At 57.6% G+C, this 22,247-nt stretch carries 21 protein-coding genes; 13 read left to right on the top strand and 8 right to left on the bottom strand.

Features of this window, described 5'->3' with window-relative positions:
* Positions 1-159: 159 nt before the first annotated feature.
* Entirely contained in the window at positions 160-1,737 is a 1,578-nt protein-coding gene (locus FN633_RS17015; RefSeq protein WP_154058538.1) for a hypothetical protein, read from the bottom strand.
* Positions 1,738-1,878: 141 nt separating this feature from the next.
* Here FN633_RS17015 and FN633_RS17010 point away from each other — a divergent pair, with 141 nt between their 5' ends.
* From FN633_RS17010 to speB, 4 genes are all read left to right on the top strand, one after another.
* Complete coding sequence (locus FN633_RS17010) at positions 1,879-3,057, top strand: oligogalacturonate lyase family protein (protein ID WP_154058537.1); 1,179 nt, start codon at positions 1,879-1,881, stop codon at positions 3,055-3,057.
* Positions 3,058-3,071: 14 nt separating this feature from the next.
* A complete protein-coding gene (locus FN633_RS17005) occupies positions 3,072-4,355 on the top strand; it encodes an ABC transporter substrate-binding protein (RefSeq protein WP_154058536.1) in 1,284 nt (427 codons plus the stop codon).
* A 50-nt stretch (positions 4,356-4,405) separates the two neighbouring features.
* The gene (locus FN633_RS17000; protein WP_154058535.1) at positions 4,406-5,221 is read left to right on the top strand and encodes a sugar phosphate isomerase/epimerase family protein; all 816 of its coding nucleotides are present in this window, start codon (positions 4,406-4,408) and stop codon (positions 5,219-5,221) included.
* A gap of 176 nt (positions 5,222-5,397) precedes the next feature.
* Positions 5,398-6,318 carry an agmatinase gene (gene speB, locus FN633_RS16995; protein WP_154058534.1) on the top strand — a complete coding sequence of 307 codons (921 nt, stop codon included), beginning with the start codon at positions 5,398-5,400 and terminating at the stop codon, positions 6,316-6,318.
* A gap of 47 nt (positions 6,319-6,365) precedes the next feature.
* Here the strand turns inward: speB and loiP are convergent, their stop codons facing one another.
* The gene (gene loiP / locus FN633_RS16990) at positions 6,366-7,124 is read right to left on the bottom strand and encodes a metalloprotease LoiP (protein ID WP_042388086.1); all 759 of its coding nucleotides are present in this window, start codon (positions 7,122-7,124) and stop codon (positions 6,366-6,368) included.
* Positions 7,125-7,403: 279 nt separating this feature from the next.
* Here loiP and tkt point away from each other — a divergent pair, with 279 nt between their 5' ends.
* Entirely contained in the window at positions 7,404-9,395 is a 1,992-nt protein-coding gene (gene tkt, locus FN633_RS16985; RefSeq protein ID WP_154058533.1) for a transketolase, read from the top strand.
* A 45-nt stretch (positions 9,396-9,440) separates the two neighbouring features.
* Here tkt and FN633_RS16980 read toward each other — a convergent pair whose 3' ends face one another.
* The 5 genes from FN633_RS16980 to FN633_RS16960 are packed head-to-tail and all read right to left on the bottom strand — an operon-like array spanning position 9,441 to position 12,504.
* Positions 9,441-10,106 carry an energy-coupling factor ABC transporter ATP-binding protein gene (locus FN633_RS16980; RefSeq protein WP_154058532.1) on the bottom strand — a complete coding sequence of 222 codons (666 nt, stop codon included), beginning with the start codon at positions 10,104-10,106 and terminating at the stop codon, positions 9,441-9,443.
* Positions 10,100-10,777 (bottom strand): ABC transporter ATP-binding protein, encoded by a 678-nt coding sequence (locus FN633_RS16975; RefSeq protein WP_154058978.1) that lies wholly within the window; start codon positions 10,775-10,777, stop codon positions 10,100-10,102. Before FN633_RS16975 ends, FN633_RS16980 begins: the two co-directional genes overlap by 7 nt.
* The gene (locus FN633_RS16970) at positions 10,765-11,472 is read right to left on the bottom strand and encodes an energy-coupling factor transporter transmembrane component T (protein WP_154058531.1); all 708 of its coding nucleotides are present in this window, start codon (positions 11,470-11,472) and stop codon (positions 10,765-10,767) included. Before FN633_RS16970 ends, FN633_RS16975 begins: the two co-directional genes overlap by 13 nt.
* Positions 11,473-12,051, bottom strand: coding sequence for an ECF transporter S component (locus FN633_RS16965; protein ID WP_154058530.1), 579 nt, complete (start codon positions 12,049-12,051; stop codon positions 11,473-11,475).
* Between the two features lie 24 nt (positions 12,052-12,075).
* Positions 12,076-12,504, bottom strand: coding sequence for a PPC domain-containing DNA-binding protein (locus tag FN633_RS16960; RefSeq protein ID WP_154058529.1), 429 nt, complete (start codon positions 12,502-12,504; stop codon positions 12,076-12,078).
* Positions 12,505-12,869: 365 nt separating this feature from the next.
* On the opposite strand from FN633_RS16960, the gene epd reads away from it, so the two are divergent.
* From epd to FN633_RS16930, 6 genes are all read left to right on the top strand, one after another.
* Positions 12,870-13,889, top strand: coding sequence for an erythrose-4-phosphate dehydrogenase (epd, locus tag FN633_RS16955; RefSeq protein ID WP_154058528.1), 1,020 nt, complete (start codon positions 12,870-12,872; stop codon positions 13,887-13,889).
* A gap of 49 nt (positions 13,890-13,938) precedes the next feature.
* Positions 13,939-15,102, top strand: coding sequence for a phosphoglycerate kinase (gene pgk, locus FN633_RS16950; RefSeq protein ID WP_154058527.1), 1,164 nt, complete (start codon positions 13,939-13,941; stop codon positions 15,100-15,102).
* Positions 15,103-15,168: 66 nt separating this feature from the next.
* The gene (gene fbaA / locus FN633_RS16945) at positions 15,169-16,245 is read left to right on the top strand and encodes a class II fructose-bisphosphate aldolase (RefSeq protein WP_042388071.1); all 1,077 of its coding nucleotides are present in this window, start codon (positions 15,169-15,171) and stop codon (positions 16,243-16,245) included.
* A 216-nt stretch (positions 16,246-16,461) separates the two neighbouring features.
* Complete coding sequence (locus tag FN633_RS16940) at positions 16,462-17,331, top strand: small-conductance mechanosensitive channel MscS (RefSeq protein WP_042388069.1); 870 nt, start codon at positions 16,462-16,464, stop codon at positions 17,329-17,331.
* Positions 17,332-17,464: 133 nt separating this feature from the next.
* Complete coding sequence (argO, locus tag FN633_RS16935; RefSeq protein WP_154058526.1) at positions 17,465-18,094, top strand: arginine exporter ArgO; 630 nt, start codon at positions 17,465-17,467, stop codon at positions 18,092-18,094.
* 105 nt (positions 18,095-18,199) lie between these two features.
* Positions 18,200-18,976 carry an oxidative stress defense protein gene (locus FN633_RS16930; RefSeq protein WP_042388066.1) on the top strand — a complete coding sequence of 259 codons (777 nt, stop codon included), beginning with the start codon at positions 18,200-18,202 and terminating at the stop codon, positions 18,974-18,976.
* 48 nt (positions 18,977-19,024) lie between these two features.
* Here the strand turns inward: FN633_RS16930 and argP are convergent, their stop codons facing one another.
* Positions 19,025-19,918, bottom strand: coding sequence for a DNA-binding transcriptional regulator ArgP (gene argP, locus FN633_RS16925; RefSeq protein ID WP_042388065.1), 894 nt, complete (start codon positions 19,916-19,918; stop codon positions 19,025-19,027).
* Between the two features lie 175 nt (positions 19,919-20,093).
* On the opposite strand from argP, the gene rpiA reads away from it, so the two are divergent.
* Both rpiA and serA read left to right on the top strand, forming a co-directional pair.
* On the top strand, positions 20,094-20,753 hold the full coding sequence (gene rpiA, locus FN633_RS16920; protein WP_154058525.1) for a ribose-5-phosphate isomerase RpiA: 660 nt from the start codon (positions 20,094-20,096) through the stop codon (positions 20,751-20,753).
* A 254-nt stretch (positions 20,754-21,007) separates the two neighbouring features.
* The gene (gene serA, locus FN633_RS16915; RefSeq protein WP_154058524.1) at positions 21,008-22,240 is read left to right on the top strand and encodes a phosphoglycerate dehydrogenase; all 1,233 of its coding nucleotides are present in this window, start codon (positions 21,008-21,010) and stop codon (positions 22,238-22,240) included.
* Positions 22,241-22,247: the final 7 nt, after the last annotated feature.

Raw genomic sequence — 22,247 nt, 5'->3', positions numbered from 1 at the left:
TCACAAAACCCTGATATCAGAGTGTGAGCAGCATCACCTGAAATCTTCCCGGGTCGTGACCGCCTTCGCTTTTTCTCCCGTTATTCGGCTTCCGTGTCTTTTTCTGCCATCCCCGGCAATTTACTTCCCGCTGTGGTACCGCCATGCTTACACCATCGCTTAATCGTGTTGCAGGCTGGTAATCAGGGTAGCGATGCGCTGCGGGTTGAGCAGCGTTTCGAAGGCAAGCGGATGCTGCGCGCCGTGCTGCTCAAACCACGCTGCAAGCTCCCGGTTGTGACGACTGAATTCGTGCAGGGCGGCATTGAGCTGGGAGCGGATCTCCGCCCGATCACCATATTTACGCAGCCAGAGCTTGAGCGTGAGCGCCTGAGTAAACGCGCTGTAGAGGTGAGTGTACTTCAGCGCCCGGACAACGCTGCCGCTGATGGCCTGCCGGGTTTCATCCGCCAGCGGGCAGTCGGGCAGGAGCTTAAGCGAGCGGCTGTACATGTAGTCGGCAAGAAAGCGGCTGCGCTGGATCTCCAGCTCGATCAGCTGGCGCTGCTGATACCCCAGGTCAGGATCGTCGCTGGGCATCAGAGGCTGAAAGGACTGCGTCCAGTTGGCGCTGCGGGTATCGAGATGAAGCAGGTGCAGGGCATGGGCAAAATCCGTAGGAAGACGGCTATGGCTCTGCAAGACGCGACCCAGCAGAGTCGGTGTCTTACAGCTCCACTCGTGGCTGGCAACGATAATATCGCCGATCGCGCTGAGATCGTAGGAAGAGACAGACGCCGAGGCACGCTGTTGCAGCCAGTGGCTCACAATCTGGCGGGGAGGCACGTCCGGCTCATTAACCAGGCGGGATAGGCCGGACAGATTAAGTTCATTGAGCGAACCCGATAGCGGCAGATCGGGCAGCCACTCCCAGTCGACGCGTACGGTAATGGCCTCGGGAGCGCTGCTGGCGTGCTGGCTAAGCCAGGCGAGGCGCTGCTGGATCTCCTCCAGCAGATAGCAGGGCAGCAGGGTCCAGCCATACTCCAGGCCCCAGAGATCCAGCTCCAGCCATTTTCGGTTGTCGAGGATATTAAGCAGGTTGGGGTTATTGGCAAAGCCCGGGCGGTAATCAAGCTCGGTAGCCTTAACCGAGGCGCGGACATCATCAGGAAGCGCCTCCAGGGCGACGCGCAGCATTTGCCGGGGCCAGCTTTTGTCCTGGTAATCACGCAGGATCAGCTGACGCCCCAGCTGGCGGATGCCCTGGTACAACGTTTTTAACGACGTTTTCCAGCGCTCACTGCTGACGTCGGGAGTCGATAGCGAGAGGCGCAGACCGCGCACGGCTGGCAGCGCGGCCAGGATCTGCGGAATGCTGTGCTGAAAGAAATAGTCAATAAACTCGCTTGCGCTATTTTCAGAGAGAAAGTACTCCGGGAACTTTGCCTTTAATTCATGGCTATCGGGCGTCGCTTCGCCCTGCAACCAAAACTGTAAGCCGCGGCGCTGTAAATATTCCCCGGCTCGTTGCAGATAAATAAGCGCATTTTCCTGAGCCAGCTTCAGGTTAATTAACTCGGCGCTATGACAGCGCGGTGACGGTGCGGCCAGGCGGGCTAATAACGATTGCTGATGAATAACGAGGCCCTGAAAACCATAGCGTAGCGCCATCTCTACGGTTTTTTCTAAACAGGACCAGCGCCATATTTCAGGGGCGTTAATTTCCATTAACAGATATGGCTTCGTGGTTGTCATTACGCCTATCCCGCTAGCAACGTTGAGCGGGAATGCTAGGGGCGGCGCGGTGAAAGGTCAAACATCGCTGCGTGGGTAAACCAGAAAGTGTGAGCCTGCTCGAAGACGGCCAGGCTGATTGCGTATCAATGAGAGGAAGGTATGGCTAAAGGTACAACGCTACAACTGAACTATGAGCGCTATATTGATGAAGACACCGGTGCAAATGTGACCCGTTTTACGCCAACGGATGTTATTTGCCATCGCAACTACTTTTATCAGAAGTGCTTTATTGACGGCGGCAAGAAACTTATTTTTGCCGGCGAGTTTGATACCCATCGTAATTATTATCTACTCGACCTGGCTACCGGCGTTGCCACGCAAATAACCGAAGGGGCAGGGGATAATACCTTTGGCGGCTTTTTATCTCCAGATGAAAACTATCTCTATTACGTTAAAGGGGAGCGCAATTTAATGCGCGTTACCCTGGAGACGCTCCAGGAAGAAGCGGTATACCGCGTTCCCGATGAGTGGGTAGGGTACGGGACCTGGGTGGCGAACTCCGCCTGCGACAAACTGGTTGGGGTAGAGATCCATCGCGACAGCTGGCGGCCCATCAGCGACTGGACCGTTTTTCAAGAGTTCTATGCTGAAGCGCCGCGCTGTCGGGTGATCCGCATCGATCTGCGCACCGGGGAGCGGGAGACGCTGTTGGAGGAGAACCAGTGGCTGGGGCACCCCATCTACCGGCCGTTCGATGATAATACCGTGGCCTTCTGCCACGAGGGGCCGCTCGATCGCGTCGACGCCCGCATGTGGCTGATGAATGAGAATGGCAGCAACATCCGCAAGGCCCGGGAGCCCGCGCAGGGGGAGAGCTACACCCATGAGTTCTGGGTGCCGGATGGTTCGGCCCTGATGTATGTCACCTATGTCAAAAACAGCCCCGTACGCTATCTCTGCCGCATCGACGGTGAGACCGGTAAAGATGAGCGTCTGATGGCCATGCCGCCCTGCTCGCACGTCATGAGCAACGACAGCGGTTCGCTGGCGGTAGGGGACGGCTCCGGAGTGCCCATTGATATCGCGGATAACGCGGGCTACGGCGATACCAGCGACCCCTGGCTTTGGCTGTTTGATTTAAAGAACAAGCAGGCCCACAAAATCGCCCGCCACGGCTCGTCATGGCAGGTGTTGGACGGCGACCGGCAGGTGACCCACCCGCATCCGTCGTTTACTCCCGATGAGAAAGCGGTTCTGTTCAGTACCGATAAAGACGGCAAGCCTGCGCTCTACCTGGCCGAAATTCCAGAAGACGTCTTACGCCAGATCCATGGTTAAACAAGGAGCTTCCCATGCATAAGCTTATCGCCCCCGTTGCCGCGTCGTTTTTGCTGGCGTGCTCCTGTCTTACGGCTGCCCAGGCCGCGGAGATCCGTATCTCATGGTGGGGCGGTAACAGCCGCCACCAGGCCACGCTGGAGGCCATCAAACTGTTTGAAGAGAAGTATCCGGATATCAAGGTAAAGGCGGAGTACGCGGGTTGGGAAGGCTATCTCTCGCGCCTGACGGTGCAGATAGCCGGAGGAAACGAGCCGGATGTGATCCAGACCAACTGGAACTGGTTACCGCTCTTCTCAAAGGACGGCAACGGTTTTTACGATCTCTATAGCCAAAAGGCGGTGATCGATCTCCAGCAGTACGATCCGCAGTCGTTAAGCAGCACCACGGTCAACGGCAAGCTTAACGGCCTGCCGGTGGCGGTCACCGCCCGCAGCTTCTACTACAACAAAAAGCTGTGGGAAGAGATGGGCGTTAGCTATCCGCAGAGCTGGACGGAGCTGATGGCTGCCGGAAAAGCGTTCGAGGCAAAAGATAAAGAGAAATACCCGCTGATTCTCGACTACATGGAGTCGCTGACGCTGGTGCAGTCCTGGATGGTGCAGAAGTACAACATCCCGGCCATCGACGAGAGCACGGGTAAATTCACCTACACCCCGCAGCAGTGGGAGGCTTTTTTCCAGATCTATAAGGATCTGGTGGATAGCCACGTCTTCCCCTCCATGCGGGTGCTGACCTCGTACGGCAAAACCAATACCTGGGAAATGAGGCCGTGGATCCAGGGCAAGTGGGGCGGCGTCTATATGTGGAACACCAACGCCGTGATGTATGAGAACAACCTGACCGCGCCTTACGACAAGCTGGAGCTGGGGCCGTTCTTTATGCTGCCGGGAGCCAAAGACGCTGGGCTGTTCTTTAAACCGACAATGATGTTCAGCATCGGCAAATCGACCAAGCACCCGGCGGAGGCCGCGAAGCTGATCGACTTCCTGATGAACGATCCACAGGGCGTTAAGGCCATGGGGCTGGAGCGCGGCACGCCGCTGAGTAAAAAGGCTTACCAACAGCTGAGCGAGGAGGGCGTTATTCAGGAGGACAATATCACCGTAGCCGGGATTAAATCCTCACTGGCGCTGCCCCATGCCATTCCCACCTCACCCTATTTCGATAACCCAAAATTCGTTGAGCTGTGGCGCAACACCATCGAGAACATCGATCATGGCAAGCTGACGGTGAAAGAGGCGGCGGAGCAGTTCCCGCGCAATGCCGGACGTATCTTAAGTAAAGCCGCTAAGTAATATGCCGGACCGGAACCCCCACGTTCCGGTCACGCTATCAGGGTGGATAAATGATTAAATTTAGCGCGACGCTAACGTGCCGGTACGACACGCTCTTTTCGCCTTTTACCGCAAATGAGCTGGAGCAGGGCCTGGCATGGCTGGCGCAGAGCGGTTTCGACGCCGCCGAACTCTGTATTAATGATTACGCAGGGATGAATATTCCCAAGCTGAAACAGCGGCTGGACCATTACGGGTTGGGCTGTACCACCATCGCGACTGGTCAGGCTCGCAAGCGTGACGGTTTGTCGCTGCTGGCCAGCGGAAGGGCGATTGTCGAGCGCACCCGGCAGCGCCTCTCTGAGCATATTGATGTCGCCGCCCAGCTGGGGAGCCATGTTACGATTGGCTCGCTGCGGGCAACGGACCGCAACATGAGCAAAACGCAGTATATGCATGAGCTGGCCGAGGCGATGCTGCCCTGCGTTGAGCAGGCCAGGCGGTGCGGGGTGACGCTGATCGTTGAAGCGCTTAACCGGTACGAGATGGCTCACCTGCACAGCGCAGAGGATATGATGACGTTTTTAACCCTCAGCGATGCGCCAGAAAACGTCGGCGTGCTGTGGGATATTTTCCACGCCAACATTGAGGATCGCGACTTTACGGAGGCGATTGCTACCCTCGGATCGCGTCTCAAGCACGTCCACTTTGCCGACTCCAACCGCGCGTTTCCAGGGTATGGCCATCTTCCGGTGGACGATATCTACCGGGCGCTAAAACGTGCTGGCTATGACCACGCCATCTCGCTGGAGTGCCTCTGCGTCCCATCGACACAAACGCTGATTGAGGAGGCCGGGCCGCTCATTGCTCGTCTGCGTGAACTATAATCGTCAATAGAGACGTAAACGAAGGGGGCGTGGGCAGATTATTTTGGACTTACTTGAACCCGTACAGATTAACGGCGATAATCCGCGTCAGACAAGCAGTCCCCCCATTCAAACCCTTCCTCGTCGGGCTAACGACGCGGAGGGGTTTTTTTATCGACGAAAAAGAGGTCATAGCCATGAGCACCTTAGGTCATCAATACGATAACTCTCTGGTATCTAACGCATTTGGTTTTTTACGCCTGCCGCTGAACTTCCAGCCGTACGACAGCGATGCTGACTGGGTTATTACCGGTGTGCCGTTTGATATGGCGACGTCCGGACGCTCCGGTAGCCGTCAGGGCCCGGGCGCTATCCGTCAGATTTCTACCAACCTGGCGTGGGAGCACTGCCGCTTCCCGTGGGACTTCGACATGCGCGAGCGCCTGAGCGTGGTTGACTGCGGTGACCTGGTCTACGCCTTTGGCGATGCCCGTGAGATGAGCGAGAAGCTGCAGGCCCACGCCGAGCGTCTGCTGGCGGCGGGTAAGCGTATGCTCTCCTTTGGCGGCGACCACTTTGTCACGCTGCCGCTGCTGCGCGCGCACGCAAAACACTTTGGTAAGATGGCGCTGGTGCACTTCGATGCTCACACCGACACCTACTCCAACGGCTGCGAGTTCGATCACGGCACCATGTTCTATACCGCGCCGAAAGAAGGTCTGATCGATCCGAACCACTCGGTGCAGATCGGGATCCGTACCGAGTTTGATAAAGACAACGGTTTTACCGTGCTCGACGCCTGCCAGGTCAACGATCGTTCCGTTGACGACATTATCGCTCAGGTGAAGCAGATCGTCGGCGACATGCCGGTCTATCTGACGTTTGATATCGACTGCCTGGATCCGGCCTTTGCTCCGGGTACCGGCACGCCGGTGATTGGTGGCTTGACCTCCGATCGCGCAATTAAGCTGGTACGCGGCCTGAAAGATCTGAATATCGTAGGGATGGATCTGGTGGAAGTCGCCCCGGCGTACGACCAGTCGGACATTACTGCCCTGGCCGCAGCGACCCTGGCATTAGAGATGCTCTACATCCAGGCTGCTAAGAAAGAAGCGTAAGTGATTCAGGCCGGGTATGGCGAAGCCACTACCCGGCCTGCTGAGATTTACTTAATGCCGTCTGCTTCCATACGTTCGCGAATGTGCTGTGCGCGGGCTTCGGAAGCCGGGTGATCGTCAAACATGGTGCTTTGACGGCCCGCTTCCTGCTGGGCCAGCTTCTCGAAGCTGGTGGCTAAGCCTGACGGATTGATGCCGCGTTTGCGCAGCAGATCGTAGGAGTAGTCATCCGCTTCTGCTTCCTGGCGCTGGGAGAACTGCGCGTTCACCAGCTTCTCGCCGAGATCGCCAAGCTGCGACTGGGAGAGGCTACCCACCACGCCACCCGCCGAGGCGGCGGCAACGCGTACGGCATTGGTGCCCAAGGCAACCTGCATACCGCGCTTCACGTGGCCGAGCGCAACGTGGCCCATTTCGTGGCCGATCACCGCTTCGACCTCATTGTCATTCATCATATCCATCAGTCCGCTGTAGACGCGGATGCAGCCGTTGGCCATCGCAAAGGCGTTAACGTCTTTGGTGATATAGACGTTGTAGTTCACCGCCTGGCCATTGATATTGTCGCCCAGCGCAGAGGCGATCTTATCCAGTCGCTGGCGATAGGGGCTATTGGCAGGCGCAAGCGTTGCTTTGCTGTCCAGCTCTTTACAGGATTCGTCGCTCAGCGCTTTTACCTGTGCATCCGAAAGTGAGTAGGCCTGGAATGCCTCAGCGCCCGAGCTTAATAAACCGTTTGAATCCATGTTCTGACAGCCGGTTAATGCCGCTGCCACACCCAGAGCGAGCAATGCTTGCCGAATTTTCATTGGTTATCTTCCGCATCAATATATTGATAATTTTAATGGTCTTCCCGACGCAGGGAGGCGGGAACCTTCTCTGAGTATAAAGAAAATAGCAAGCCGTGGGCGAGTGTTTGCGCAACCTGCGAGCGGCTTCCAGAGATTTCTGAAATGGCAAAAGGATGGTCCATGTACATGGCTAGCCGCTTGGGTTACATTGTTGACACTTTTTTCCGGCGTAGCCCATATTGCGCTGTAGTCAAGTCGCTACGGGCATGGCCTTTAACAGTCCGATCTGGAGTCAAAATGTCCTCACGTAAAGAGCTTGCCAATGCTATTCGTGCGCTGAGCATGGACGCAGTACAGAAAGCCAAATCCGGCCACCCGGGTGCCCCGATGGGTATGGCAGACATCGCCGAAGTCCTGTGGCGTGATTTCCTGAACCACAACCCGGCTAACCCAGCCTGGGCCAACCGCGACCGCTTCGTGCTGTCCAACGGCCACGGCTCCATGCTGATTTACAGCCTGCTGCACCTCTCCGGCTATGACCTGCCGATCGAAGAGCTGAAGAACTTCCGTCAGCTGCACTCAAAAACCCCGGGCCACCCGGAAGTGGGCTACACCGCTGGCGTTGAAACCACCACCGGCCCGCTGGGCCAGGGCATTGCCAACGCCGTAGGCATGGCGATTGCCGAGAAAACCCTGGCGGCACAGTTCAACCGTCCTGGCCACGACATCGTTGATCACTTCACCTACGCGTTCATGGGCGATGGCTGCATGATGGAAGGCATTTCTCACGAAGTGTGCTCCCTGGCCGGTACCCTCAAGCTCGGCAAGCTGGTGGCGTTCTATGACGACAACGGCATCTCTATCGATGGCCACGTTGAAGGCTGGTTCACCGACGATACCGCAGCACGCTTTGAAGCTTATGGTTGGCACGTCGTACGTGGCGTAGACGGCCACGATGCCGACGCGATTAAGCGCGCCGTTGAAGAAGCCCAGTCCGTTACCGACAAGCCGTCCCTGCTGATGTGCAAAACCGTGATCGGCTTCGGCTCCCCGAACAAGGCGGGCACCCACGACTCCCACGGCGCGCCGCTGGGCGACGCGGAAATCGTTCTGACCCGCGAGCAGCTGGGCTGGAAACACGCGCCGTTCGAAATTCCGTCTGACATCTACGCCCAGTGGGATGCGAAAGAAGTTGGCACGGCGAAAGAGAACGCGTGGAACGAGAAGTTCGCTGCCTATGCCAACGCCTTCCCACAGGAAGCCGCCGAGTTTACTCGCCGCATGAAAGGCGACATGCCAGCTGACTTCAGCGCGAAAGCGAATGAGTTCATCGCTAAGCTGCAGGCTAACCCGTCCAAAATTGCCAGCCGTAAAGCGTCTCAGAACGCCATCGAAGCTTTTGGCCCGCTGCTGCCAGAATTCCTCGGCGGCTCCGCTGACCTGGCACCGTCTAACCTGACCATCTGGTCTGGCTCTAAAGCCATCAACGAAGATGCGGCAGGAAACTACATTCACTACGGCGTGCGCGAGTTCGGCATGACCGCGATTGCCAACGGCATTGGCCTGCACGGCGGTTTTGTGCCGTACACCTCCACCTTCCTGATGTTCGTGGAGTATGCCCGTAACGCGGTGCGTATGGCTGCGCTGATGAAGCAGCGCCAGGTGCTGGTTTATACCCATGACTCCATCGGTCTGGGCGAAGACGGCCCGACTCACCAGCCGGTAGAGCAGGTGGCTTCCCTGCGCCTGACGCCGAACATGAGCACATGGCGTCCGTGTGACCAGGTTGAATCTGCAGTGGCGTGGAAGTATGGCGTAGAGCGTCATGACGGCCCGACCGCACTGATCCTCTCCCGTCAGAATCTGGCCCAGCAGGAGCGTACCGAGCAGCAGCTGGCAGACATCGCCCGCGGTGGCTACGTGCTGAAGGACAGCGACGGTCAGCCACAGCTGATTTTCATCGCCACCGGTTCTGAAGTGGAGCTGGCTGTTGCCGCATGGGAACAGCTGACTGCCGAAGGCGTGAAGGCGCGCGTGGTTTCTATGCCGTCTACCGACGCGTTCGACAAGCAGGATGCGGCGTACCGCGAGTCCGTGCTGCCGAAAGCAGTTACGGCGCGTGTGGCCATCGAGGCGGGTATCGCTGACTTCTGGTTCAAGTACACCGGCCTGAACGGCGCTATCGTCGGGATGACCACCTTCGGTGAGTCTGCTCCGGCAGAGCAGCTGTTCGAAGAGTTCGGCTTCACCGTGGAAAACGTGGTGGCGAAGGCGAAAGAGCTGCTGTAATCCGTTAACGCCCGGCGGCGCTGCGCTGGCCGGGTCTACGAGCGATTACAGGCTACCGTAGTCTTCGGCAATGCGACCGTCAGCCAGACGCACGATCCGCGGGAAGTTGCGGCGGATAAAATCGTAGTCATGGCTGATAGCGAGCACCGTGGTGCCACGCTGGCGGCAAAGTGCCAGCCAGCTTTCGAATATACCCAGCCAGCGATCGTCAAAATCGCGGCTGGGTTCATCAAGCAGCAGCATCGGCGGCGACAGTGCCTCCAGGCTTGCCACGGCGACCATCCGGCGCTGGGCAACGTGGAGATCGAGCGGATGCGCCTCGGCTACCTCTGCAAGATGGCACAGCGTTAGCGCCTCTTCGACTCTTCGTTGGATCTCATCCTGGGGCAACCTCTGCAACCGCAGGCCATACGCCACCTCGGCAAAGACTTCGCTCTGCACAATCTGATTTTCCGCCTCCTGAAACAGCACGCCGATAAGCCTTGCCCGCTCCTGTGCCTTCAGGCGTGAAAGCACATGGCTTTGGATCGAAACGCTTCCCGCATCGGGGGCAAGCAACCCGGCCATAATGCGCAGCAGCGTCGATTTACCCGCGCCGTTATCGCCAATCAGGGCCACAAACTCGCCCGGCGTCAGGTGGAGCGATACTTCGTGCAGACAGCGCAGCTCCGCCTTCGGCCAGCGAAAATCGACGTTTTCTACTTTCAGCATAGCGGCTCCAGGCCCTCGGTCGTGAGCTGCCAGGCCTGCTGGCAGAGATGGCGTACCGGCTCAAACCTGCGCTCGAACAGCACGATCAGCGCCTGCTGTGCCGTAGCCCAGGCGGCAAGGCGTTCAAGCATCTGCTGCGTGGCCTGGGGCGTCAGGCGGCTGAAGGCCTCATCCAGCAGCAGGATTTTGGGCTGCATCGCCAGCGCGCAGGCAATCACCACGCGCTGCGTCTCTCCGCCGGAGAGCGTCGCCGGGTGACGGTGGCGCAGCGGCTGGCAGTCGGTCAGGGTCAGCGCCGCGTCGATGCGGGCAAGGATCGCCTCCTCGCTCAGGCAGAGATTTTCCGGACCAAAGGCAATCTCCTCTTCCACGCTAAAGGTGCAGCCCGAGAGCTGAAGATAGGGCGACTGCTGCACCAACTGAATGGTTTGCGCCTGCGCGGCAAGCGAAAGCAAGCCGATCGGCTGCCCAAGCAGGCTGCCCGCGCCGCTAACGGTGCCGGGAAGAAAGTCCGGATACCAGCCCGCCATCAGCTGCGCCAGCGTGCTTTTTCCGCTGCCGTTGTCGCCGATAATCACCACCATACCGGGCCGCGCATAATGAAAATCGTACGTTCGCGGGGCGGCGCTGGCGTGCAACGGCTGATAGCAGAATCCCTCTAACGTAACCATAGCCATACGCCAGCCTCCGCAACGATCAGCGCCACCATGCTGTAGCGCACGGCACGTTGAAGAACGCTGTCCTTCGGTGCCCACAGCGTGGTGCGGGTACGATGCAGGCGAAAGGCCCGCATATCCAACGCCGCACCGCGCACGGCGAGATCGTTAAGCGCGCCCTGGGTCAGAGGTAGCACGAGGGCCGGGATCGCCCGCAGCCGTTGGTACCAGCGCCCGTCCAGCGGCACGCCCCGGGCGCGCTGGGCTTCATGAATGCTGGCTAGCCGATGCTTAAGCTGCTCGACGATCAGCAGGGGGCCTGAAAGCAGGTAGGCGAGACCCGGCGGCAGGCGGCTGGCAAACAGCGCGCGAATAAACTGCCGGACCGGCACACAGTGCATCCAGAGCTGGGCGGTCGAGACGATTGCCAGAATACGCAGCCAGAGCGTAATGGCCTGCGCCCAGCGTTGGGGATCGCGCGGCTGCCCGCTAAGCCATTCGGTCAGCCAACCGCCGTGCACCAGCCAGAGCCCTGCGCCCAGAGAAAACATCAGCCAGCCGACGTAGCGCGCTCGCCTGCGGGTAGCGCGAAAAAGCAGCAGGCTGGCAAAGGCGGCTGCGCTCCAGGCAGTGAGCGCCACGCCTGCGGGCAGCAGCAGCGTAGAGAATGCGGCGAGCCCCCACAGCGTGAGCGACGTAAAGGGGTGCATTTAACGTACGGCGGCCATGGTGGGGAAGTGGCGTGTGGTGCGCAGGGGCAGCTGGCGCAGCAGGATCCAGACCACGATCGCCGTGAGGATCTTATCCACCAGGTTGGCCCCGAGCACGGTGATCGCCACGGACTCAAGCAGATCCTGGCCCATGGAGTGCATCCAGGCGACAAAGAGATCGGCTCCGCTGCCGGTCACCCCGCCAAACAGGGCGGTACGCAGCGGTACGGCCACCACCGTGACCGCAAGCGTAATGATGACGCCGCTGACGACTACCTTTGGCAGGGTGCGAAACCAGCCCAGCCGTGCCAGCCAGCCGGCTACCAGGCCAATCACCATCGCCACCGGGGCAAAGGCAGCGGCAATCGGATCGGTGAGTAGTCCCCAGAGCAGGTTGGTCAGCAGGCCGGTAAGCATACCGATAAACGGCCCCAGCAGCACGGCGCTAATCAGCGTGCCGATGGAGTCGAGAAAAATCGGCAGCTTCAGCAGGCTAATCAGCTGGCCGCCGATCATATTGATGGCGATGGAGATAACGATCAGTGCCAGCGTCTGGCTGGTGAGTTGGCGACGTGCCATAGCGACCTCGTTGGGTTAGGAAAATTAGCGCGGGTTAATAACCAGCTCGTCATAGCCGGAAACGGGGCAGGGCTGGCGGCTAAAAGCAAGCGTGGTCAGCTCGCCAATCACCACTTCAAGCGTGGTGCGCACGGTACAGCCAGGCATCACGTGCCCGCCGGTCATTGCACCATGCTCATCGGCCACGCTGAGGTGCAGATGCTCACCGGCCAGCTCCAGCGTGCCGCCAAGGGAGATGACCTCAAAGGTACCACTTAAATAGGTCGTCTCTTCGCGGGCGGCGAAGCGCAGCGCCACGTCCGTCAGGCTGCCGGTGCAGCCAGCAATCCATGCCGCCTGGATTGCGTGACGCTGAGTAAACGCACGCAGGGCAGTGAGCAGCTCATCGCCGGGAAGCAGACGCAGGGCATAGAAACGCGCGCTGGATGGAGAGGTGCCGGGGATCATGGTCATAGGCCTCGTAAACGCCAAAGTGGCAGCGATCATAAGAGCGACAGCAATTCGTTTTAATGATGTATATCAGGAAAAGACCGCGGCCGATGGCAGTTTTCCGTATAAAGGAATACGGATCCCGGCAATGGAATAATTCTGCCGTAGGTTGGCGGTAAAGTGTGACGCAGATCAGATAACTGGCTTAACCCCACGGCGACAGATTCCCTTTATTCCGCGTTTCGCTTACCCTAGCTGAAGCGTTTCAGTCGAAATTCCGTTCGACATTTAACCACTTAGTCACAGTTTGTGACAGGCGAGGTTTCCCTGACTATGCCGCTGCATTACTCTGTCAGCCATCGACTCAGGGATAGCTTTGCAGGAGACTTATGACCCTACGCATCGCGATAAATGGCTTTGGTCGCATCGGGCGTAACGTGGTTCGTGCTTTGTATGAATCCGGACGCCGGGCGGAGATCGCCGTAGTGGCCATTAACGAGCTGGCGGATGACGCAGGCATTGCGCATCTGTTGAAGTATGACACCAGCCACGGCCGCTTTAGCCAGCGTGTTCATCACGAGGGCGGACAGCTATTTGTCGGCCATGACGCGATCCGTCTCCTGCACGAGCCAACCCTTGACGCGCTGCCCTGGCGCGAGCTTGAAGTCGACGTCGTGCTGGACTGCACCGGCGTCTACGGCAACCGTCAGCACGGCGAAGCGCACCTGGCCGCCGGGGCAAAGAAGGTGCTCTTTTCCCATCCGGGCAGCAGCGATCTTGACGCCACCGTGGTCTTCGGCGTCAATCAGGACGATCTGCGTGCGGACGATTGCATCGTCTCTAACGCCTCCTGCACCACCAACTGCATTATTCCCGTCATCAAGTTGCTTGATGATGCCTTTGGCATTGAGTCCGGGACGGTCACCACCATCCACTCGGCGATGCACGATCAGCAGGTCATTGACGCTTACCATCCGGATCTGCGGCGTACGCGTGCTGCCAGCCAGTCGATCATTCCGGTAGATACCAAGCTTGCGGCGGGCATTACGCGCTTCTTTCCAAAATTTAACGATAAATTTGAAGCCATTGCCGTGCGCGTACCGACAATCAATGTCACGGCAATCGACCTCAGCGTAACGGTAAACAGTCCGGTAAATGCCTACGAAGTCAACCACTTGCTGCAAAAGGCGTCACGGGAAGCATTTCATGGTATAGTTGACTATACGGAATTACCGTTGGTCTCAACTGATTTTAACCACGATCCGCACAGTGCCATTGTCGATGGCACACAGACGCGGGTCAGCGGTGCACATCTGATCAAAACGCTGGTCTGGTGTGATAATGAATGGGGTTTCGCTAACCGAATGCTCGACACGACGTTAGCGATGGCCGCGAAAGGTTTTAGGTAGGACGCGTCTTGCGTCTGCAAAACTTTAAGAATCAACGAGAGGATTCACCATGTCTGTAATTAAGATGACCGATCTGGATCTAGCTGGTAAACGCGTTTTTATCCGTGCGGATCTGAACGTACCGGTTAAAGATGGTAAAGTAACCAGCGATGCGCGTATCCGTGCCTCCCTGCCGACTATCGAACTGGCCCTGAAACAGGGTGCAAAAGTGATGGTCACCTCTCACCTGGGTCGTCCGACCGAAGGCGAGTACAACGAAGAATTCTCTCTGCTGCCGGTTGTTAACTACCTGAAAGACAAACTCTCCAATCCGGTACGTCTGGTAAAAGACTACCTGGACGGCGTGGAAGTGGCTGAGGGTGAGCTGGTCGTGCTGGAAAACGTTCGCTTCAACAAAGGCGAGAAGAAAGACGACGAAACCCTGGCGAAAAAATATGCTGCCCTGTGTGACATCTTCGTCATGGACGCATTTGGTACTGCACACCGTGCGCAGGCCTCTACCCATGGCGTCGGCAAGTTTGCTGACGTAGCGTGCGCAGGCCCGCTGCTGGCAGAGGAACTGGACGCGCTGGGTAAAGCGCTGAAAGAGCCGGCTCGCCCGATGGTGGCTATCGTTGGCGGCTCTAAAGTCTCCACTAAGCTGACCGTGCTCGACTCCCTGTCTAAAATCGCTGACCAGCTGATCGTCGGTGGCGGCATTGCTAACACCTTCGTAGCCGCTCAGGGCCACAACGTGGGCAAATCCCTGTACGAAGCTGACCTGGTTGACGAAGCGAAACGTCTGTTGCAGACCTGCGATATTCCGGTCCCGACTGACGTGCGCGTAGCCACCGAGTTCTCCGAAACTGCGACCGCGACCCTGAAATCTGTTAGCGACATCAAAGATGAAGAGCAGATTCTGGATCTGGGCGACGTGTCCGCTGAGAAACTGGCTGAAATCCTGAAAAACGCCAAAACTATTCTGTGGAACGGCCCGGTTGGTGTTTTTGAATTCCCGAACTTCCGTAAAGGGACTGAGATCGTAGCCAACGCCATCGCTGACAGCGACGCGTTCTCTATCGCAGGTGGCGGTGATACCCTGGCGGCGATCGACCTGTTCGGCATCGCTGACAAAATCTCCTACATCTCCACCGGTGGCGGCGCGTTCCTTGAGTTCGTGGAAGGCAAAGTGCTGCCAGCCGTAGCGATGCTCGAAGAGCGCGCTAAGAAGTAATGCCTGAGCAGGCGGATCGCTCCGCCTGATTTCAGACCCGTTTTCTGTAAATACAGGATTTACACCATGTCTAAAATTTTTGATTTCGTAAAACCAGGCGTGATCACCGGTGATGACGTTCAGAAAGTATTCCAGGTAGCTAAAGAGAACAACTTTGCTCTGCCAGCCGTTAACTGCGTGGGTACCGACTCCATCAACGCCGTTCTGGAAACTGCTGCGAAGGTAAAAGCGCCGGTTATCGTTCAGTTCTCCAACGGTGGTGCTGCGTTTATCGCCGGTAAAGGCTTTAAAGGCGAAGGCCAGCAGGCGGCTATTCTGGGTGCTATCTCTGGTGCGCACCACGTTCACCAGATGGCTGAGCACTACGGCGTGCCGGTGATCCTGCACACTGACCACTGTGCGAAGAAACTGCTGCCGTGGATCGACGGTCTGCTGGACGCAGGTGAAAAACACTTTGCCGCGACCGGTAAACCGCTGTTCTCTTCCCACATGATCGACCTCTCTGAAGAGTCCCTGGAAGAGAACATCGAGATCTGCTCTAAATACCTGGAGCGCATGTCCAAAATGGGCATGACCCTGGAGATCGAACTGGGCTGCACCGGCGGTGAAGAAGATGGCGTGGACAACAGCCATATGGACGCATCTGCCCTGTACACCCAGCCGGAAGACGTTGACTACGCGTACACCAAGCTGAACGCGATCAGCCCGCGCTTCACCATTGCGGCGTCCTTCGGTAACGTGCACGGCGTGTACAAGCCGGGCAACGTTAAGCTGACCCCGACCATCCTGCGCGACTCTCAGGAGTATGTTTCTAAGAAACATAACCTGCCGCACAACAGCCTGAACTTCGTGTTCCATGGCGGTTCCGGCTCTTCTGCTCAGGAGATCAAGGATTCCGTAAGCTACGGCGTAATCAAAATGAACATCGATACCGATACTCAGTGGGCGAACTGGGAAGGTATCCTGAAGTACTACAAAGAGAACGAAGCTTACCTGCAGTCTCAGCTGGGCAACCCGAAAGGCGAAGACCAGCCGAACAAGAAATACTACGATCCGCGCGTATGGCTGCGTGCCGCACAGGCCAGCATGGTGACGCGTCTGGAGCAGGCATTTAAAGAGCTGAACGCGATCGACGTTCTGTAACTTAAAGCGTGTAAAAGTGAGTGGCTCCCTCCGGGGGGCCATTTTTTTTGCCTGTATAGGGTGAACAGAGTCCGAAAAGTTAACTTATTGCGGACGTTTTGTGCGACCGGTGCGTTTAGGGTTTGGCAGAGGTGTCGTTTTTTGTTTACGCTTTGCTGACCTGCTTCACGTTTTACGTGATTTTTAACCCATTTAGGTAAGCATAAGGAACAGTGAATGGACGATCTTAATGTGCTAGGTAGCATAAACAACGCCGGCGGCTGGCTGGTGCGCAACCAGGCGCTGCTGCTGAGCTATGCCGTCAACATCGTTGCTGCGATTGTCATCCTCACTATCGGGATGGTGGTGGCGAAGGCCATTTCTAAAACGCTCAATCGGGTGATGGTCGCCCGGCATATCGATCCTACGGTAGCTGACTTTCTCTCTGCACTGGTGCGCTACGGCATTATTGCCTTTACCCTGATCGCCGCGCTGGGACGGATAGGGGTGCAGACCGCATCGGTGATTGCCGTGCTGGGTGCCGCGGGTCTGGCCATTGGCCTTGCGCTTCAGGGCTCGCTCTCTAACCTCGCTGCAGGCGTACTGCTGGTGACCTTCCGTCCTTTCCGCGCCGGCGAGTATGTGGATTTAGGCGGCGTGGCAGGGACCGTTCTGCATGTGCAGATCTTCTCTACCACCATGCGTTCCGCAGATGGTCGCTACATTGTGATCCCCAACGGCAAAATCATTGCCGGGAACATCATTAACTTCTCCCGCGAACCGGTTCGCCGTAACGAGTTTATTATCGGCGTTGATTACGATGCGGATATCGATCTGGTGAAGCAGCTGCTCACCGAGATTATCGAGTCTGACGATCGTATTCTGAAAGATCGCGAAAGAACCGTGCGCATGAATGAGCTGGGCGCATCCTCCGTTAACTTTGTGATCCGCACCTGGAGCAATAGCGGCGATCTGCAAAACGTCTACTGGGACGTGCTGGAGCGCATCAAGAAGACGTTCGATGCCCACGGCATTGGCTTCCCCTATCCGCAGATGGACGTGCACTTCAAGCGCGAGAAAGCCGCTGAGCCTGCCGAGCAGCAATAACCTCTTTAGGGCCAGCACTGCTGGCCCTGCTTCTTATTAGCACTACTGATTACTGATTAGAATTTTAAATTTCCGCTTATAATAAGGGCACGGTATAGTCTCCGCCATGAACGATTAGGTAGAGGCTATCACGGTGTTAAGTTATTATTTTCAAGGGGTTGCGTTAGGTGCGGCGATGATCCTGCCGCTGGGCCCGCAAAATGCGTTTGTGATGAATCAGGGGATCCGCCGTCAGTATCCATTGATGGTGGCTGGGCTGTGCGCCCTTAGCGATCTGGTTCTGATCTGCGCCGGGATCTTCGGCGGCAGCGCGGTGCTGATGCAGTCGCCGTGGCTCATGGCGCTGGTCACCTGGGGCGGCGTCGCATTCTTGCTCTGGTATGGCTTTGGCGCGCTAAAAACGGCCTTTAGCCAGCAGCTTGAGCTGGCTAATGCAGAAGTGTTAAAACAGGGGCGCTGGCGGATAATCGCCACGATGCTGGCAGTGACCTGGCTCAACCCTCACGTCTATATCGACACCTTTGTGGTGCTCGGCAGTTTGGGTGGGCAGTTGGCGGCAGAGCCGAAGCGGTGGTTTGCGCTCGGGACGATTAGCGCCTCGTTTATCTGGTTTTTCGGCCTGGCGCTGCTGGCAGCCTGGCTTGCGCCTCGCCTACGTACTGCTAAGGCGCAGCGTATTATCAACGTCGTCGTTGGCGTGATCATGTGGTTTATCGCGTTTCAGCTGGCGAAGGAAGGTATTCATCATCTGCAGGTGCTGTAGCACAGCGTTACCAGGCTAAGTCCGATGGACAACCGCGCCGGAAACGTTAAGCTTGCAGCCAAACGTCCGCGTCCGCGGCGAATATTCAGACAAGGAGAAGCTACGGTGAAGTTCAAAGTGATGGCCCTTGCGGCATTAGTTGGATTAGGTGCGCTGTCGGTTCAGGCAAATGAGCTGCCAAACGGCCCGCATATTGTGACCTCGGGTACGGCGAGCGTTGATGCCGTGCCGGATATCGCCACCCTGGCGATTGAAGTTAACGTTGCAGCAAAAGATGCCGCCTCGGCGAAGAAGCAGGCCGACGATCGCGTTGCGCAATACCTGAGCTTCCTTGAGCAGAACGGCGTGGCGAAGAAGGATATCAACTCCGCTAACCTGCGTACCCAGCCGGACTATGACTATCAGAATGGCAAAAGCATTCTGAAAGGCTACCGGGCGGTGCGTACGGTCGAGGTGACGCTGCGCGAGCTGGATAAGCTTAACTCGCTGCTGGACGGCGCGTTGAAGGCGGGGCTGAACGAAATCCGTGCGGTTACCCTGGGCGTTGCGCAACCGGAAGCCTATAAAGACAAGGCGCGTAAAGCGGCGATCGATGACGCCGTGCGTCAGGCCGGGCAGCTGGCGGCGGGCTTTAAGTCCACCCTGGGGCCGGTGTACAGCGTGCGCTACCACGTCTCTAACTATCAGCCTACCCCGATGGTGCGCATGATGAAGGCGGACGCGGCAACGGCGTCGGCTCAGGAAACCTACGAGCAGCCAACGATCCAGTTCGACGATCAGGTTGACGTGGTGTTTGAACTGCAACCGCAGGCGGGTCAGACGTCTCAGTCTACGCCAGCGCAGTCGACACCCGCTCAGTCAACGCAGCCAGCCCAGCAGTAACCTTCTCTTATCCGGCCGGGATCAAACCTGGCCGGATACCTTCCTGTCTTAATCCTGACGCAGCACGCGGCGACCGTGGGCCAGCAGCGCTTCGGTAACGTTGCGCATCATGCGGCTCTCCGGCGCGAAACGGTGCCAGAAGAGCATCCGTCGCTGGAACAGGCCCGGCGTCAGATCAATCAGCTCGCCGCTGTCCAGCTCGCGTTCAATTTGCAGGTGCGGGATCATGCAGCAGGTCGTTCCCTGGCGCGCCAGCTGCACAAAGGCTTCGGACGAGTTAACGATGTGGCACGGTACGCTGCCCGGCGGAAGATCGAAATTCTGCTGCAAAAAGGCCTGGTGCATGTCGTCGAGATGGTCAAACGCTACCGCCGGGGCCTTCAGCAGCGCCGAGCGGGTAACGCCGTTGGGGAAGTAGCGTTCGGCAAAAGCTTTTGAACCGACAAACAGATAGTCGAGCGCGCCGAGCCGATCCACGAGGCAGCTTGGCAGCGCCTGGGACTGGATACTGACCGCGCCGACCACTTCACCCCGACGCAGACGCTCCTGGGTACGGGTCTCATCTTCCACCTGGAGATTAAGGCGGATCGGTGAGTCAACCAGTACCGGAGCCAGGGCAGGTAACAGCCAGGTGGCCAGGCTGTCGGCGTTGACCGCCAGCGAGAGCAGCAGCGGCGTAGAGCCGGTCTGCTCATCCCCCAGCCACTCCTCTTCTAACAGCTCAACCTGACGCAGCAGCGCCAGCAGCTTTTGACCCTGTTCGGTAGGACGCGGCGGCACGGTACGAACCAGCAGTGGCTGGCCGAACATATTTTCCAGCTGTTTAATACGTTGTGAGACGGCGGACTGGGTAATACACAGCTTTTGCGCGGCGCGCTCAAACCCGCGTTCACGAATGACCGCATCAAGCGCCTGTAATGTTCTGTAGTCCGGACGTTTCATTGCTAAGAGGTGCTCCAAAGTGTGATTAACAGCACTATGACATAAATTTTGGTTCGATACAGACGAAATGCGCGCCTGCGTTTTTCACTAAGAGTTGTGACATTGATCACAGGGACATTTTAACGATCGATGCCTTATAATGCGCGCTCAGTCTCCACACCACAGGCAAACGATCATGACGCAGGATGAACTAAAAAAAGCAGTAGGCTGGGCGGCGCTAAAATACGTTGAGCCAGGCACCATTGTTGGGGTCGGCACCGGTTCAACGGCTGCACACTTTATCGATGCGCTGGGCACAATGAAGGGGCAGATTGAAGGGGCCGTTTCCAGCTCTGACGCCTCCACCGAAAAGCTGAAATCCCTTGGCATCACCGTGTTCGATCTCAACGAGGTCGATCGTCTGGGCGTCTACGTTGACGGTGCTGACGAGATCAACGGCCAGATGCAGATGATCAAAGGCGGCGGCGCGGCGCTGACTCGCGAAAAGATCATCGCCTCCGTGGCGGATAAGTTTATCTGTATTGCCGATGCGTCAAAAGAGGTCGCTATTCTGGGGAGCTTCCCGCTGCCGGTAGAGGTGATCCCCATGGCCCGTAGCGCCGTTGCCCGTCAGCTGGTGAAGCTGGGCGGCCGTCCTGAATACCGTCAGGGCGTGCTGACCGACAACGGTAACGTCATTCTCGACGTGCACGGTCTGGAGATTATCGATCCTGTGGCGCTTGAAAATGCGATTAACGGCATTCCAGGAGTGGTTACCGTCGGCCTGTTCGCCAACCGTGGTGCGGACGTGGCGCTGATCGGTACCGCCGACGGTGTGAAAACCATCGTAAAATGATCTGACGGCGAGACGCGCTCGCCGTAGAAAAAATTTCCCCTGGCTGAATTTGGTGACTTGTGTCACGTTTTCAGCCAGCGGCTGACGATCCTGCCGCGGTTTTGCCGCTTTGCTAGCATTTTCCTCTGTCAAACTTCGCTGCGTGACTTTTCTTCATACCGCCGACGCAAACGTTCATATTGCCGCAATAGTTTTTTTTGATATGTTGGCTAAAGCGAACACACACTGATTAAGAAAATAACAGGGTCGGGGAAATGGCAAAAGTATCACTGGAAAAAGACAAAATTAAGTTTTTGCTGGTTGAAGGCGTTCATCAGAAAGCAATAGAGAGCCTTCGTGCAGCGGGTTACACCAACATTGAGTACCACAAAGGCGCGCTGGACAGCGCCCAGCTGAAAGAGTCGATCCGTGATGCCCATTTCATCGGCCTGCGCTCCCGTACCCATCTGACAGAAGAGATTTTCGCTGCCGCAGAGAAGCTGGTTGCCGTCGGCTGCTTCTGCATCGGCACCAACCAGGTTGATCTTAACGCGGCTGCTAAGCGCGGCGTGCCGGTATTCAACGCGCCGTTCTCCAATACCCGCTCGGTAGCGGAGCTGGTGATCGGCGAGCTGCTGCTGCTAATGCGCGGCATTCCGGAAGCCAACGCCAAGGCACACCGTGGCGTGTGGAACAAGCTTGCCGCCGGCTCCTATGAAGCGCGTGGCAAGAAGCTCGGTATTATCGGCTACGGCCACATCGGTACCCAGCTGGGCATTCTGGCGGAGTCGCTGGGGATGAATGTCTTCTTCTACGATATCGAAAGCAAGCTGCCGCTGGGCAATGCTACCCAGGTTCAGCACCTCTCTGACCTGCTGAACATGAGCGACGTGGTGAGCCTGCACGTGCCGGAAAATGCCTCGACCAAGAACATGATCGGCGTTGAAGAGCTGGCCCTGATGAAGCCGGGCTCGCTGCTGATCAACGCCGCACGCGGTACGGTTGTCGATATTCGGGCCCTGTGCGACGCGCTGCGTAACAAGCATCTGGCGGGCGCGGCTATCGACGTCTTCCCGACCGAGCCGGCGACCAACAGCGATCCGTTTGACTCCCCGCTGTGTGAGTTCGACAACGTCATCCTAACCCCGCACATCGGCGGCTCTACCCAGGAAGCGCAGGAGAACATCGGTCTTGAAGTGGCAGGCAAGCTGGCGAAATATTCAGACAACGGCTCGACGCTCTCTGCCGTGAACTTCCCGGAAGTCTCGCTGCCGCTGCACGGCGGTCGTCGCCTGCTGCACATCCATGAGAACCGCCCTGGCGTGCTGACCGCCATCAACCAGATCTTTGCCGAGCAGGGGGTCAACATTGCCGCCCAGTATCTGCAAACGACGCCGCAGATGGGCTACGTGGTGATCGATATCGAAGCGGAAGAAGAGGTGGCGCAGAAGGCGCTGCAGAGCATGAAGGGCATTGCCGGCACTATCCGCGCGCGCCTGCTCTACTGATCCGTGT

The organism is Pseudescherichia vulneris (genome assembly GCF_902164725.1).
GTDB lineage: Bacteria > Pseudomonadota > Gammaproteobacteria > Enterobacterales > Enterobacteriaceae > Pseudescherichia > Pseudescherichia vulneris.
This window is presented reverse-complemented; position numbering and strand designations above follow the sequence as displayed.